We start from the raw sequence: 15,080 nt of genomic DNA, 5'->3' as shown, positions 1-15,080 counted from the left end.
TGAGCGAGGACGTATGGGTTCGGTTGAGTTTGAAGCCATTCAAGGCATTGTGCGTTTTGGCTACGGCAAATTAACAGACTGCTGTTTCCTTCTGGCCACGATCAAGGACGCGGAGAAGACGCGGGGCTGGATCGAAACAGCTCCCGTGACCAATGCGGTCGCACTCTCTGACGCTCCACAGACTGCGCTTCAGGTTGCGTTCACGTATGAGGGATTAACGAAGCTTGGATGCTCATCCGCTTTGCTGTCGCAATTCTCAACTGAATTCAAAACGGGTTTGAACAACAACGCTCGTGCACGGTTATTGGGCGATGTCGGCGAGAGCGCACCTGAGCAGTGGTTCTGGGGATCTGAGAACAACAAGGTCGATGTGCTTGTGATGCTCTACGCCCGCCCAGGCGGACTGGATGCGTGGAAAGAAGCCATTCAGTCAGGCGGGTGGAACGAAGCATTTCGCGTTGTCAGTGAACTCAACACTTCGTACCTCGGCGGTACAGAGCCGTTCGGATTTACAGACGGAGTGAGTCAGCCGGAACTCGATTGGGAGCGATCGCGAGTTCCTCAACAGATTGAGGATACTTACACCAACCGCATCACTCTCGGCGAGGTTCTGCTCGGTTATCCCAACGAATACAACCGCTACACCGATAGGCCACTGTTACCTTCTGACGCATCGTCAGCCGATCTGCTTCCCGTCGCAGAGGATCAGCCAAACATGCGCGACTTCGGGCGCAACGGATCGTATCTCGTGCTTCGTACGCTGGAACAAAACGTAGACGAATTCTGGCGTTTCATTCGTGGACACTCTGAGGATGAAGCAACTGCGGAAATGATGGCCGAAGCAATGGTTGGACGCAGAAAGGATGGCACGCCATTGGTGCCGCTATCCAGCAGTCCCATTCCAGGTGTTGATACGAATGATAATCGCAATCATTTTGATTTTGCTTCGGACCCTGACGGCCTGAAGTGCCCGTTTGGCGCGCACATTCGCCGAGCAAACCCGCGCAATGGGGACCTGCCTTCACCTCCGGTCAGCGGCATTAAACGGCTGCTCACTCTTTTAGGCCTCGGCGAGAAAACCTTGAACTCTGATGCCAAGGCCTCGTCAAGATTCCACCGCATCCTTCGACGCGGTCGCGAATTCAAAAACACTCCTATTTCGACACAGACAGACGAAACGAGTACACACGAAGGAATTCATTTCATGTGCCTGAATGCCAACCTCGCGCGGCAGTTCGAGTTCCTACAAAGTGCCTGGTTGATGAGCACAAAGTTTGACGCACTCACAGATGAAAGCGATCCGCTACTGGGTAGCCGCGAACGCATTGAAGGTGCTGCACCGCCTGATAGTTTCACTCTGCCATCGGAACAATTGGGGGAACGTAGAACTGTCGGGGGAATTCCCCGTTTCGTACGCGTACGTGGTGGTGCATACTTCTTTCTACCTTCGCTAGCCACGTTGCGTTACCTAACGGCGATTGGACAATCTCGCGAATAACAAGTGGAATCTGCCGTTCTTACTTAAATGGCCGACATCGTTTGCTCTCGCAATGAAAGAGGCCAATTCAAAGCTGGCCTCTTGAGAATAGATAACATGAGGAGTGCCGTAAGCTCCGAGATTAGAACTGCGGATGAAAGTTGAAATAGATTGGGTTCGACAATCCAATCATGCCGCCACTCGAGACCGGTCCGCTCCTGACGTTAACCCCACCAGTTCCACCTTTGACCAGCAAAACCGGCCAGCGTTCTATGCAGGCAAGCCTCCGCTACAGCTTCTAGCAGATGTGCGAGGACTGGCAATTCTGTCAGTCCTCGCGCACATAAACTGACTCGTGTTCCTGCTTCCCTGCAATGACATGACGCTCAAATGACGTATGTGTGACACGATAGCGACACTTCGCGCCGTGTGCGGGCCTACCTTTCTCTGGTCGCTATATGCGAACGAAAAGGTGTCTCCATGCAAATGATCCGAAAGTTTTTGCTGCACACCGCCGCTATTCTTGCCGCCACACTTCCAATCGCCGGTCAGTCCTATAAAGTTACAAATCTCTTGTCGGACGGTTCCGTCACGGCCACCAATACTGATCCCAACTTCAAGAATCCCTGGGCCATTAGTGCAAGCGGAACGTTCTGGATTAGCGCTGCGAACACCGGATACAACTACGTTGTTCCACCAGCGGGGACTGTTTCGTTCAAGGTGATTGTGCCTTCCGCTGCTGCTCCGAACACCGCTCCAGGGTTGCCTGCGGGTTCTGTCACAACGGGTGGAGCAGTTGGTATGTTGTTGGCAAACGGCACCAAGGCCAGCTTCCTCTTTTCAACTCTCGATGGCACCATCTCTGGTTGGAATTCGAAGCTGGGCACGGCGAATGCAATTTCAACGGTCGCCATCAACAACAACGCAGCCGGTGCGTCCTATCCAGGACTCGCCATTCTGAATATTGCTTCCGGTGGCGTCACCAGCAAGAGCTATATCCTTGCCGCAAACTTCGGGACCGGCAACGCCATCGAGGTCTACGACAGCACATTCGCACCGACCAAGCTTGCAGGTAATTTCGTTGATCCCACGTTGCCAGCGGGATATGCTCCATTCTCTGTCCACGTTCTCGGAACGCAGGTGTTTGTGAACTACGCACTTCGCTCCGCCAGCGCACCATATCTGAGCGTCAACGGAGCGGGCAACGGTGCAGTCAGCGTATTCGATACCTCCGGCAACTTTGTAAGTCGCGTCGCAACCGGCGGGAACCTGAATGCTCCATGGGGAATCGCGTACGCGCCAGCAAACTTCGGCATCTTTTCGAATGATTTGCTGATCGGTAATTTCGGCGACGGCATCATCAACGTCTTTGATCCGAAGACCTTCGCATACCAGGGACAATTGATTGACAGCACCGGTAAAGCCCTAAAGTACGCCAGCCTTTGGGAACTATTGACGGGCGGAACTTCCGTAACCGGTACAACTGCAGTGGCGGGTGGGGACACCAGCACGGTCTACTTCACTGCTGGTCTTGATCAGGAACAGCACGGCCTGTTCGCAACGATTACGAATGCAACGACCGCAGGCGCCACACCAACCTTCGGTTTCAGTTCCGCTTCGCCGTCTGCGACGGTAACCGCTGGTAGCACTGCGCAGGTTCAACTCAGTCTGGCATCCGTGAACGGTTTCTCGGGCAACGTATCGCTGGCCTGCTCCGGCCTTCCCGCCAATGCCACCTGCAGCTTCTCACCATCGCAAGCCAGCGTGTCGTCAACGGTTCCGTCCATCGTCACTGCGACCATCACCACCAACACCAAAACTGCTGCTCTTCAGCCGCTACAAAGACGCGGGATGCAACCTGTAGTCGCAGGAATCTTCGCCGCATTCCTTCTACCGTTCGCATCACTGCTAGGTATCAGCAAGCGTCTCCGCCTCACAAATGCATCGCGCCTTGCTGCGCTGACGGTCGTGGTGTTGTTGTCCGGACTAGCAGCCGGAGGCTGTTCCAGCGGAAGTTCACCGCAAATGAGCACAACGCCGACGCCAGCGCCGGTAACTCCAGCGGGAACATCCAACATCACCATCGCTGCCACAGCGGGCTCGGTGACACAGCAGACATCGGTGGCACTCACCGTGAAGTAATTCTGAGTCGTGGATGAATTAAATTACAGGCTCTTGAACGCTCTTCATTTCAAGAGAACACTTCAGTCAAGATAGCGATCCCGGCTCCAGAGCGAAATTCGCTTGGGCCGGGATCGCTCTTTATAACGATGCGGGGAGTTTTCGTCGCGAAATATCGGCCGACGGGCTACTAAACAAAACTCGCACCGGCGCGTGTGCATCCTGGTCATCGCGAATGATAGAGCAGCTCGCATCCCTCAAGGATTCGGCACTCCAGCGAATAACTTTTGTGATGACAGATATGAGGTCTTTGGTCTATTAGCAGTAGCGTGCACAATCAAAGGCTTCTCGATAACAAACAGCAGATCACGTACATCGAGATGGTCGCTTAAACTTCCCGCGATATTCCTGCGTTCTGCACATGAAGTCCGTTCTTCCCAAGACGGATGTCGCGGCTACGCCCCTCAAAAGCTGTATAGACGAGACCAAGCAATAACGTGGTTTCTTAACAAGATTGTCATCGTGGAATAGCGTCAACAAATCATCTGAGAGAGAAAACAATGAACAATCAAAGGCGATTACTCATCTCACGGCGCCGCTTCCTTGCTTCAACTGGAACGGGCATAGCAGCTACAGCCTTCGCACCGCACCTTGTCTTCGCTCAGAAGAAAGGCATCGTGCCGACGATGATCGAGGAAGCCGCTAAGGCCGAGATCAAGGTCCACGCCCTCCGCGGAAACATTAGCGTTCTGGAAGGCTCGGGTGGGAATATAGCAGTTCTTACGGGGAAGGACGGAAAGCTTCTGATCGATTCTGGATTCACTGTTTCGAAACAGCGCATTGCAGCAGCTCTCAAGAGCCTGAGCCCCGATCCCATCACACGCTTAATCAATACGCATTGGCACACGGACCACACGGACGGCAATGACTGGGTGCATTCCGCTGGAGCTGAGATCACCGCTCACGTAAATACCAAGAAGCATTTAGCTACTGCCACACGAGTCGAGGGATGGCAGTGGACCTTTCCTCCGGCACCCGCGGGCGCTCTTCCTACAACTACATTCAGCACTGAGCGTAGCGAACATCACAATGGCACCAATATCGCGCTGAAGTACTATGGGCCTGCTCATACTGACAGTGATGTCTCTGTGGTCTTTGAGCAGGCGGACGTCATTCACGTAGGAGACACGTGGTGGAATGGCATCTACCCGTTCATCGACTATTCGACCGGCGGCAGCATCGATGGAATGATCCGCGCTGCCGAAAGGAATGTAGCGACTGCGACAGACAAGATGATCGTCGTCCCAGGACATGGCCCAATTGGCAATAAAGCTGGGCTTGTAGAGTTTCACACCATGCTCGTGACTATCAGGAACAATGTGGCAAAACTGAAGAAAGAAGGCCGCTCTCTTCAGGAAACAATAGCTGCAAAACCAACGGCGGCATACGATGCGAAGTTCGGACAATTCCTGATCACTCCGTCCTTCTTCACAACACTCGTGTACGCCGGAGTCTAAGACTCAACCGCCTCAACATCGAATTTGAGGCACCTGCGAGCCATCTCATTCAGACGGCAAGTCGTGAGAGACGGAATCATTCTGTTTGCAAACAAATTATTTAAGATGCTGTGAGGCCAGAGATTTTCTGGCCCCATATTGCGAGGAACCCAATGTCAAAGAAAAGCGATCTTGTAGACCGTCAAATCTCTCCGTTAAAAACACCTTCGGACATTGATCACGAATCTGTTAAACAGATCACCGGAGCACTAAACGCGCTTCTCGCTGATACCTTCAGCCTCTATCTCAAGACGAAGAATTTTCATTGGCATATGAGTGGCCCGCACTTCCGTGACTACCATCTGCTGCTTGACGATCATGGTGATCAGATCTTTGCAATGACAGACGACGTTGCTGAGCGTGTCAGAAAACTCGGAGGGACGACGATCCGATCAATCGGCCACATTGCGCGCCTGGCCCGCATTCCGGACAACGATGCGGACTTCGTAACGCCCAAAGACATGCTGAGCGAATTGCATGAGGATGAGAAAGCCTTCACTCTATCGATGCGAGCGGTACATGCGCTATGTGACGATGCTGGTGATGTCGCTACTGCAAGCCTTCTAGAAAATTGGATTGATCAATCTCAACGCCGTAGCTGGTTCCTGTTCGAAGCAACACGCGACTAATTTAAGAAGATTGATGATCGGTATGGCCTGGACTCGTTCATAAGATAGTCCAGGCCATTTTCTGCGCCCTTCTCACCCCGAAGAGAATCAGAACTTCTCTGATCTTTCCTGAAAGAAACGGAACTTCTCTCAAGGCATTCGCTCTGGATTTCACCGATGCGAATTCCCAAATCTACCCTTGCGAAACCATCATTGATTCCGTTTTACCCTCGTCCTCATTTCCCATTTGCGCAAATGATCGCTTACGCAAAACATTAGATCGAAATAGCGTATTTCACTCATATATGAGATGCTTACGAGGCAATAGAACGACTCTGAGGGCGGATGAGAACTTTCTACGAACTCAACCCAACGATCGATATCGACGCGCCCCTTGGCTCATGCGTGCAAGGAGTCGCGGATGTTGTCAGTAAGCTCGCGTCTGCAACGTCTGCCGCTAAAAGCACAATTGTTCTCGAGTGCTATCCCGGGGTGATTGCGGATGAACTTCTGCGAGCGTTGCACGAAGCTATCCCGCAGGCTCTCGTCGTACGAAGCGAAGAAGTATTTCTTCATCCCGACAAGTTGCGGGAGAAGTTTGCTCAGACTCTTGGAGAAGATCCAGTCTTTGCATACATGCGTCCGTGGACGATTGATGCCTACTTCGATGAAGCGAAGCTACGGGAAGCTCAGGCACGGGTGGACAATCACCTGGGCCCGGTTGTCATCATCGGTCCTGGAGCTTCGCGCGTCGCGGCAAAAAGTGATCTGCTGGTCTATCTCAGTACCACTCGTTGGGTGCTTCAGGCACGGCAGCGTGCTCATCAGGTTGGCAACCTTGGCTTTAAAAATGCAACGGACTCACCTGGCCTGCTCTACAAGAATGCGTTCTTCCTTGACTGGCGAGCTGGTGATGCACTGCGGCATGAAATCTTTGCTGCGATGGACTGGTTCGTTGATCTCGATGATCCGTCTACGCCTCGCATGGTGAGTGGTGATGTGTTGCGTAAGGCGATGAAAGACATCGTTCGGAGGCCATTTCGTGTGGTGCCGTTTTTTGATCCGGGGCCATGGGGTGGCCAATGGATGCGCGAGAAGTTCGGTCTGCCAGCAGGCCCCAAGAACTATGCCTGGGGCTTCGACTGCGTTCCGGAGGAGAATAGCGTTCTTCTGAACTTCGGCGGACAACATCTCAGCGTGCCAGCGCAAATCGTGGTCGCAGAGGAACCAGAAGGACTGTTGGGACCAGTTGTTTTCAACGAATTTGGAGCTGAGTTCCCTATCCGATTCGACTTCCTTGATACGGTCGACGGCGGCAATCTCTCCTTGCAGGTGCATCCATTGCGCGAATACATTCGTGAGCACTTTGGGATGAGTTACACGCAGGATGAAAGTTATTACATCTTCGAGAGTAAGCCAGGATCACACATGTTTCTTGGTCTGCGAACGGGCGTTGACCGTGACGAATTTGCGCACGCTCTACAAGATGCGAACGATGGCGAGAGGCCACTGGAAGCAGAACAGTGGGTAAACGTTATTCCAACACATCGTCATGATCACTTTTCGATTCCAGCCGGAACAGTCCACTGTTCTGGGCGTGACAATGTTGTACTCGAGATTTCAGCCACGCCCTACATCTTCACGTTCAAGCTGTGGGACTGGGGGAGGCTCGGGCTCGACGGAAAGCCACGGCCAGTTCATCTGCGTCATGGGCTAGCGAATATCCAGTGGAATCGTGATACGCAGTGGGTCAATGATGAACTTCTGCAACCTGCGCAGAAGATATCCGAAGGTGACGGCTGGCGGGAGGAACGGACGGGACTTCATTCCCTGGAATTCCTCGAGACACGGCGGCATTGGTTCACCAAACCCGTCACCCACAACACGCGGAACAATCTTCATGTACTGAACCTTGTCGAAGGCGATTCTGCGATCGTGGAAAGTCCGACGGGAGCATTCGATCCGATGATCGTGCACTACGGCGAAACCTTCATCGTTCCTGCCGCGGCAGGCGAATACACCCTGCGACCACTTCAGGAGACCGACAAACCTCTGGCAACAATACAGGCTTATGTGCGTACCGACCGAGAGCGTAACGACATACAGCAATCGCGAGTGAAGGAGAGATAGGGATGCAACGACGTGATGTGTTGAAGGGCTTCACGGCAGCGATGGGCAGCGCTCTGATAACTCAGCAAGGATGGGCTCGTGGGCTGGAACAAAGCGCTCCGCCAATCGCTGTGCCGATCCGTGGTTACGTTCGTAAGAACAGCAAGCTTATGCAGCCTGTTCGCATTACCCTTCCGTCAGCACGCGCGGGTGCGGAAGTTGTAGTGAAGATTGACGGCGAAGAGCATGACCGTCGCAAGCTTGCGAGTGCTGATCAGGCGTTCGAGATCTTCGTCGAACCCGTAAGTAAGCCGCAACGCACCCGAGTCTCATTAACTATCGACGGTGTGGAGCATGCCGCTGAGATCGAGCGGAAGCCTGTTCGTCAGATGAAGGTGTATGTGTTGCCACACTCGCACCATGATCTGGGCTATACGGATCTCCAGGCTGCCGTTGAGGAAAAGCAGATCAATAACATCGTGCAAGGAATCGAGCTTGCACGGAAGACATCGGAGTACCCCGAAGGCTCTCGCTTCGTCTGGAATCTCGAAGTGCTTTGGGGCGCCGATTTATTTATGAAGCGCCGGTCTGCGAGTGATCGTACCGCTCTCATCGACGCAATTAAGAAAGGGTGGATCGCTCTCAACGGATCGTACGCAAATGAGCTGACTGGCTTGTGCAGACCAGAAGAGCTGGTTGAGTTGTTTCGCTTTGGCACGCAACTTGGCAAAGCATGCGGTGTGCCCGTGCGCAGCGCGATGATGAGCGACGTTCCTGGCTTCTCATGGGGCACCGTCACGGCGATGGCACAAGCAGGTATCCGATACTTCTCCGCAGCGCCCAACTACTTCGATCGCATTGGCACCTTCATGGTGGAGTGGCAGGACAAGCCATTTTGGTGGGTGTCGCCTTCAGGCAAAGAGCGGATTCTGTTCTGGGTTCCGTGGACCGGCTATGCCATGTCGCATGTGATGAAGCTGGGCGACGAGTGGGTCGACAAGTATCAGGACCGCATGGATGAAGTGGGCTTTCCCTATGACATCTCGTGCATTCGCTGGTCTGGTCATGGTGACAATGCTGTACCTGATCCGGAGCTGAGCCCCTGGATCAAGCGTTGGAACGAAACGTATGAGTGGCCGAAGTTCCACATCTCTTCCACGGAGACAGCCTTCTCTGCTTTTGAGAAGGCCTATGGCGACAAACTACCTGAGCACCGCGGCGATTTAACACCCTATTGGGAAGATGGTGCGGCGTCGTCTGCATTAGAGACGGCGATGAGCCGCAACGCGGCAGAACGCATCACGCAGGCCGCAGCGTTGGCCGCAGCATTTCATCCAGAATCGTATGCGCCCGACAAGTACAACGAAGCATGGCGCAACGTGTTGCTCTACTCAGAACACACTTGGGGTGCTTACTGCAGCGTGTCCGACTCTGAGAATCCGTTCACGTTGAAGCAGTGGGCCGTGAAACGAGCCTTCGCAGTAGATGCCGCGAAAGATGCAGATACGCTTCTGGCGGACGCACTCGGAAGTGGATCCACAACAACGAGTGCCGCAGAAGTCGATGTATACAACGCCACTTCATGGTCTCGATCAGAAGTAGTGTTGCTTACAAAAGAGCAATCCCACGCTGGAGATCACGTAGAGAACGCGCATGGTCAAGCAGTGCCATCGCAACGTCTTGCTTCCGGTGAATTAGCGCTCTGGGTTGAAAGCATCGCTCCGTACACCAAGCGGCGCTTCCGCTTATCCAGCAAGAAGCCTGCTCGACCTGCCCATGCCGTAAGCGTGCGCGGAGATGTGCTGGAAAACGAGAAGCTGCGTGTGAAATTGCATCCAGACACAGGCGACATCGTAGAACTCATGCAGCATGGCGATGCCGCAAACCTCGTTGACACAAAGAATGGTGCTGCAAATCAGTTCCTCTTCATGGCTGGCAACGACACGGAGCGTTTGGGTCATAGCGGAAAAGCCACGATCACAGTGGAAGACCCTGGCCCTCTCGTTGCGACAGTTCTCATTCGCACAACAGCTCCGTCATGCAACGGACTCACCCGGCGTGTTCGATTGGTCGCTGGAATGGATTTCGTTGCGCTGGAGAATACTGTAGACAAACAGCGCGCTGCGTTGAACCCGAATCCCGGCAAGGGTGGTCAAGGTGGTGAGTTCGCTCAGCGTGGCAGCAAGGAAAGCATTCAGTTCGGCTTTCCCATGCAGGTGCCTGATGGAAAGATGACCCTCGATGTTCCGCTTGCAGTGATGCAACCAGAAGTCGACCAGCTTTCGGGGAGTTGCAAAAACTGGTTGCCTGTAGGGCGTTGGGTGGATTTGAGTTCTCAGGTGCGTGGTGTGACCTGGGCGACCCTCGACGCGCCTTTGCTCGAGGTTGGTGGCATCACTGCAACGATGCTTGGATCCCAAAAGAATCCGGCTGTGTGGCGTAAACATATTGAGGCCACGCAGACGTTTTATTCGTGGGTTATGAACAATCACTGGGGCACAAACTATCGTGCGTATCAGCAGGGACCTGTCACGTTCCGTTATGCATTGCGCCCACATCGGGGCAATAGCAGCAGCGAAACGGAGCGTTTCGCTACAGGGCTGACACAGCCGCTAATTGCCGCGCCTGCATCAGGATCGGCGTCTGCCTCTGAGCCGATGCTGCATGTATCACCGCAAGAAGTACTGGTACAGAGCCTGAAGCCAAGTGATGACGGTAAAGCCTGGATCGTTCGACTCTTTTGTTCTTCGGGAGAGAAGCAACAAGCAACGCTTACGTGGGCGGACAGAGCCCATGCAGGCAAGACATGGATCAGCAATCTTTCTGAAGAGACTGTTCAAGCCGTCGATGCCTCCATTCCGATCTACGGTTGGCAGTTAGTCACCATTCGCGTGGAACGCAACGTCTAGGCCAGGAAAACGAAGATGCAGGATGCGTGGCACGGCGGCTTGCTTTTAGTGATTGCAGGCGTGATGAACGGCAGCTTCGCGCTGCCAATGAAACGCATGCCACACTGGCGGTGGGAGAACATCTGGTTTGTCTGGTCAGTCGTCGCGCTCGTCGTCTTACCCTGCGTAACAGCACTGTGTTATGTGCCTCATGTTCTTTCAGGCTTATTAGAAGTTCCCTTAAGTAGGTTGGCTGTTGTTGCGTTAAGCGGCATGGCCTGGGGCGTCGCCCAAGTGTTCTTCGGCCTGAGTGTCGATGCGATAGGCATTGCCTTAACGTTCTCTCTGGTGCTGGGCATCTCAGCTGCAATGGGTGCGTTGGTTCCGTTTCTTTCGTTGCACGCTGCGCTATTGTCGACACGTGCCGGAGGGTACCTTTTCGCGGGATTAGCCGTGCTGACGTTAGGCATGGTTCTGTGCGGATGGGCCGGAGTCTTGCGTGAAACCGCACTCGATCAGACGTCTGCTACCAAATCTTTCTCACGCGGATTATCTCTCGCCATTCTCAGCGGTCTCTGTGCGAGCGCAATGAATATCGGCTTTTCATTTTCTGATGAGCTGAAAGGTATGGCCACAAGGCATGGCGCTAGCCAACCGGGATCACTCATAGCGATCTGGCTTCCCCTTTTGCTTGGCGGGGCGCTGCCAAATATTCTTTACAGCGCATTTCGCCTGCGTAGGAACCGCACTGCAGATAACTTCCGAACGCAAGGAACCGGTGGTTATTGGCTCATGACCGTCATCATGGCAGTGCTGTGGTTTGGAAGCACCATACTCTATGGCGTTGCCAGCACCATGCTTGGTGGCTTGGGAGCGGTGCTGGGATGGCCGGCTTTCATGTCAATCGTCGTCATCATGGCTTCGTTTCTGGGATGGTTCGCGGGCGAGTGGGCCGGATCAGGATCGCGCCCGCTGCGAACACAGATCGCAGGAATCATAATGCTTATTGTGGCGGTCCTTTTGTTCTCAAAGGCGGTGTAGAGGAATGCGGCACGCAATTGGAATCGATCTGGGCGGCTCACATGTCTCGATTGGGATTGTTCGCGAGCACAGCCTTCTGACATCGCGCGACATACCCGTAAAAGCCACTAGAGGTTTGGCACCGCTACTGCCGGATATACGCAATACCGTTCTCTCCCTGCTTCAAGAAGTGGCACTACTGCCCAGCGACTGCATGGGAATTGCATTGAGTCTCCCCAGCCTCGTTGATTTCTATGCGAGGAAAATCGCATCTGTAAACGATAAGTATCCGGATGCGCAGACAATCAATCTGGAAGCATGGTGCAACGAGGCTTTCGGTCTGCCGATCGCAGTGGAAAATGATGCCCGGATGGCACTGCTGGGAGAGGCTGTAGCGGGGTCGGCGCAACAAAGTAAAGATGTCGTGATGCTTACCCTGGGGACAGGCGTCGGCTGTGCCGTGATGTTGAACGGCAAGTTGATGCGGACGGCGGCACCACAGGGCGGCAATTTGGGTGGGCATATTCCAGTCCGCCTGGACGGAAGACCATGCACGTGCGGCGCTATTGGATGCATGGAGTCCGAAGCTTCCGGTTGGGCATTGCCGCTCATCGCACGTGAGAGAGCAGATTTCCACCTGAGCGCCTTGTCGCGCGAAACAACAATCGATTTCGAAACTGTCTTCCGACACAGTGATGCAGGAGATGAGTTGGCGCAACAACTTTTGCAACACTGCATCCATGTGTGGAGCGTCGGTGCCGTAGGTCTCGTCCATGCCTATGGCCCGGAATTGATGGTCTTCGGAGGAGGCGTTTCTACGCGGGCTGGCGATGTGTTGCCCGCAATCCACGCTTACGTGCAGCGACATGCATGGGCGCCAGCCGGAGACGTGAAGATTGTTCAGGCTCAACTCGGCAACCGATCACCGCTCTACGCAGCCATTCCTTTACTTGAGGAACTTAGCAGAGGTCGCTAGACGCGGCTGACTCGAATCCCAAGCTTTTCAAAGGGAGCGACAGCATCATCGGATGCACCCGAGTCAGTAATGATGTGTTGGATTTCCTTTGTGTCACACAAACTCCACTGACTCACATTACCGAGCTTGGATCGATCGCACACCACAACCTTCTGCTTCGCATGACTCGCCAAGCGACGAAGAAGCTCAGCCTCCGCAGCGTTCGTGCAGGTCAGACCGAGCTTTGCATCGATGCCATCTACTCCAAGGATCATGATGTCGGAGAAGATCATCTCACTTCCCTGATTCGCAATCGGACCAACAAGTGTGAACCAGTTACCGCGGAGATAGCCGCCCGTAAGAATGACGTCAATGTCCTTGTGATTGCTTAGCTCCATAGCAACATTGACGGCATTAGTCACAATGGTGATGCCACTAAGCGTCTTCAGGCTTCGCACCACTTCGGTCGTTGTGGTTCCACCGCTCAACACGATCGTCTGGCCGCGCGAAACAAGCTGCGCGGCCGCGGCGGCGATACGGCGCTTCTCCTCTGCGAAGCTGCTGATCTTGTCCTGAAAGGACTGGTCATTCCGAAAAGGCTCATAGAATAACGGGCCAATCGGAATAGCGCCGCCTCTCGTTCGTTTCAAAAGCGAGCGACTTTCCAGTTGCTCCAGATCGCGACGAACCGTCGCGAGGGATGCTTCCAGGCTTCGGCAAAGCTCTTCCACCGTGACAGATCGGTTCGCATGGAGAAGTTTCAGTATCTTATCTTGGCGAATGAGCAGTTTGTCCGATGTTCTTGGCATTTCGGTGAGCATAACAGACCCAAAGAGAGCTAGCCGTACGACAAAGAATCAAGGCGCGCTGGTCGGGTAAGTACTACGAGTGAACTAACCTGAAAGCGATAATGCGGTGGCTCTCAGGCACTGAGTTAAGGCCACTCACCTCCAGAAGGAATTCTGAAGGGGGAAGCTCCGAAGCAGAACGCACACCAAGGTGCTGCAGTAACTCTTCTTTGGAATCAGTAGAGAGCAGATAACTTCCCGCGGCCTCTAGCGACTCCGCGCTAGTAGCACTCAGAAGGATGACATTGCCTGCGCCATCCAGATTGGGAATGATGGCAATGCGAACGTAATTGACAGTCAACGCGCCATCCTGATGCGGGTGATAGAGTGTCGACTCGCCGGATGCTGGGTGCAGATTTTGGACGTCCGGCGTTGCCGGGTTCTTTGCCTGCGGGACCAGCCGGAAGTTGAAGCGGCTCTCAAAAAGCTGGCCCCAGGGATCGCTCCACGGACCACCAAGCAGAATGACCGTTCCTGGTCCCTGGAAATTACGAACAGAGAGGTCGTGTGGATGCCGAATCAATACGCGTTGCTGGACGAGACTTTTCTGTATAGCGACACCGATGATCGCAGAGGAGATGTTTGTCTGGTCTGAGTTCGTCGCCATATGACGAGCGCCCGTAAGGATAGGATTGGAGTCCGTTTCCTCAGGCAGGGAATAAATGCGATGGATATAGTCGTCCAGCGTTATCTGATGTCCGAAGATACCGCGATACGCCTGGAGGTTTCCGTCAACGGCGACAACGGTGACGGTATCACCCTTATGGAGAAGAGCACCTAGGATGCCCTGCGTGGGTGTGCTCTGCACGTAGAGAGAGCGCACGCCAAAGCCAATCGCGAACGCGAGGATCACACTCGCCGCAAATGTCCAAACCATACGGCTCGGTCGATGAGGAATCCTCACATCGGTAGAAGGCGGCGGCGCAGAGGCTACTTGGTCTGGAAGGGATAAAGATTCAGCAACAGGTTGCGGAATAGCCACCACATCGCGCTGGACGAATGAAGGGACATACTTCCCTTTCGGGATGATTAGAACCAGAGTCTCCGACGCACCTTCACTCGCATAGAACTCGTCCAGGCGAGTACGCAGGTGCCGGATCGTGACACGCACAATGTTGTCTTCGCTGGCGTTGTAACCCGCCGGACGGTGGAAGACCGCCTGCCCGATTGTCTGCTCCGTGACATCTTCACTGGAACCCTCGTCCATGATCTGCAGAAGATACTCCAGAACCGATCGCAGGCGAGGGGCTGAAGCAAACGTGCTGCTTCCAACCAACCTGAGCATGGCCTCTTTCTGCTCCGGCTGCAGTTTTCCCGGGGAAACGGCGTCACTTGTGACACTCATACTTGGCCGCTATCTCCCTTAATAACAAACACTTCCCTGCTCTTCCCCGAGAACTTCTTTAATTCTCCTCTTCTTCCCATTCCACATCCCAATGCTGTTCACGAAGACTTCATATCGCTTCGCAAACGAACGTATTTCCGTCGTGAGATCCGC

At 54.0% G+C, this 15,080-nt stretch carries 10 protein-coding genes; 8 read left to right on the top strand and 2 right to left on the bottom strand.

Translation table 11 applies throughout. From position 1 onward, the window contains the following. Positions 1–13: 13 nt before the first annotated feature. From BLT38_RS03930 to BLT38_RS03895, 8 genes are all read left to right on the top strand, one after another. Positions 14–1,498 (top strand): Dyp-type peroxidase, encoded by a 1,485-nt coding sequence (locus tag BLT38_RS03930; protein WP_083344013.1) that lies wholly within the window; start codon positions 14–16, stop codon positions 1,496–1,498. Positions 1,499–1,957: 459 nt separating this feature from the next. After that, positions 1,958–3,619 (top strand): TIGR03118 family protein, encoded by a 1,662-nt coding sequence (locus tag BLT38_RS03925; RefSeq protein WP_083344012.1) that lies wholly within the window; start codon positions 1,958–1,960, stop codon positions 3,617–3,619. Positions 3,620–4,158: 539 nt separating this feature from the next. Beyond that, positions 4,159–5,115 (top strand): MBL fold metallo-hydrolase, encoded by a 957-nt coding sequence (locus tag BLT38_RS03920; protein ID WP_083344011.1) that lies wholly within the window; start codon positions 4,159–4,161, stop codon positions 5,113–5,115. A gap of 152 nt (positions 5,116–5,267) precedes the next feature. Further along, on the top strand, positions 5,268–5,783 hold the full coding sequence (locus tag BLT38_RS03915; RefSeq protein WP_083344010.1) for a Dps family protein: 516 nt from the start codon (positions 5,268–5,270) through the stop codon (positions 5,781–5,783). A gap of 324 nt (positions 5,784–6,107) precedes the next feature. Continuing rightward, positions 6,108–7,892, top strand: a complete 1,785-nt coding sequence (locus tag BLT38_RS03910; protein ID WP_083344009.1) for a class I mannose-6-phosphate isomerase — start codon at positions 6,108–6,110, stop codon at positions 7,890–7,892. A 2-nt stretch (positions 7,893–7,894) separates the two neighbouring features. Then, positions 7,895–10,780, top strand: a complete 2,886-nt coding sequence (locus BLT38_RS03905; RefSeq protein ID WP_083344008.1) for a glycosyl hydrolase-related protein — start codon at positions 7,895–7,897, stop codon at positions 10,778–10,780. A gap of 15 nt (positions 10,781–10,795) precedes the next feature. Beyond that, positions 10,796–11,800 (top strand): L-rhamnose/proton symporter RhaT, encoded by a 1,005-nt coding sequence (locus BLT38_RS03900; RefSeq protein ID WP_083344007.1) that lies wholly within the window; start codon positions 10,796–10,798, stop codon positions 11,798–11,800. Between the two features lie 4 nt (positions 11,801–11,804). Continuing rightward, the gene (locus BLT38_RS03895) at positions 11,805–12,755 is read left to right on the top strand and encodes an ROK family protein (protein WP_083344006.1); all 951 of its coding nucleotides are present in this window, start codon (positions 11,805–11,807) and stop codon (positions 12,753–12,755) included. Here the strand turns inward: BLT38_RS03895 and BLT38_RS03890 are convergent. After that, positions 12,752–13,543 carry a DeoR/GlpR family DNA-binding transcription regulator gene (locus BLT38_RS03890; RefSeq protein ID WP_269456843.1) on the bottom strand — a complete coding sequence of 264 codons (792 nt, stop codon included), beginning with the start codon at positions 13,541–13,543 and terminating at the stop codon, positions 12,752–12,754. The genes BLT38_RS03895 and BLT38_RS03890 overlap by 4 nt on opposite strands. 73 nt (positions 13,544–13,616) lie before the next feature. Beyond that, a complete protein-coding gene (locus BLT38_RS03885; protein ID WP_083344004.1) occupies positions 13,617–14,927 on the bottom strand; it encodes a hypothetical protein in 1,311 nt (436 codons plus the stop codon). Positions 14,928–15,080: the final 153 nt, after the last annotated feature.

Origin of the sequence: Terriglobus roseus, assembly GCF_900102185.1 — a bacterium.
Classification (GTDB): domain Bacteria; phylum Acidobacteriota; class Terriglobia; order Terriglobales; family Acidobacteriaceae; genus Terriglobus; species Terriglobus roseus_A.
The sequence above is the reverse complement of the archived record's forward strand: the minus strand, read 5'-3'. Positions and strand labels throughout refer to the sequence as shown.

What these genes read in the sequence shown, in the direction of transcription:
- BLT38_RS03930 (WP_083344013.1), top strand. Translation starts at nt 14, where the DNA reads ATGGGTTCGGTTGAGTTTGAAGCCATTCAAGGCATTGTGCGTTTTGGC.
- BLT38_RS03925 (WP_083344012.1), top strand. Translation starts at nt 1,958, where the DNA reads ATGCAAATGATCCGAAAGTTTTTGCTGCACACCGCCGCTATTCTTGCC.
- BLT38_RS03920 (WP_083344011.1), top strand. Translation starts at nt 4,159, where the DNA reads ATGAACAATCAAAGGCGATTACTCATCTCACGGCGCCGCTTCCTTGCT.
- BLT38_RS03915 (WP_083344010.1), top strand. Translation starts at nt 5,268, where the DNA reads ATGTCAAAGAAAAGCGATCTTGTAGACCGTCAAATCTCTCCGTTAAAA.
- BLT38_RS03910 (WP_083344009.1), top strand. Translation starts at nt 6,108, where the DNA reads ATGAGAACTTTCTACGAACTCAACCCAACGATCGATATCGACGCGCCC.
- BLT38_RS03905 (WP_083344008.1), top strand. Translation starts at nt 7,895, where the DNA reads ATGCAACGACGTGATGTGTTGAAGGGCTTCACGGCAGCGATGGGCAGC.
- BLT38_RS03900 (WP_083344007.1), top strand. Translation starts at nt 10,796, where the DNA reads ATGCAGGATGCGTGGCACGGCGGCTTGCTTTTAGTGATTGCAGGCGTG.
- BLT38_RS03895 (WP_083344006.1), top strand. Translation starts at nt 11,805, where the DNA reads ATGCGGCACGCAATTGGAATCGATCTGGGCGGCTCACATGTCTCGATT.
- BLT38_RS03890 (WP_269456843.1), bottom strand. Translation starts at nt 13,543, where the DNA reads ATGCCAAGAACATCGGACAAACTGCTCATTCGCCAAGATAAGATACTG.
- BLT38_RS03885 (WP_083344004.1), bottom strand. Translation starts at nt 14,927, where the DNA reads ATGAGTGTCACAAGTGACGCCGTTTCCCCGGGAAAACTGCAGCCGGAG.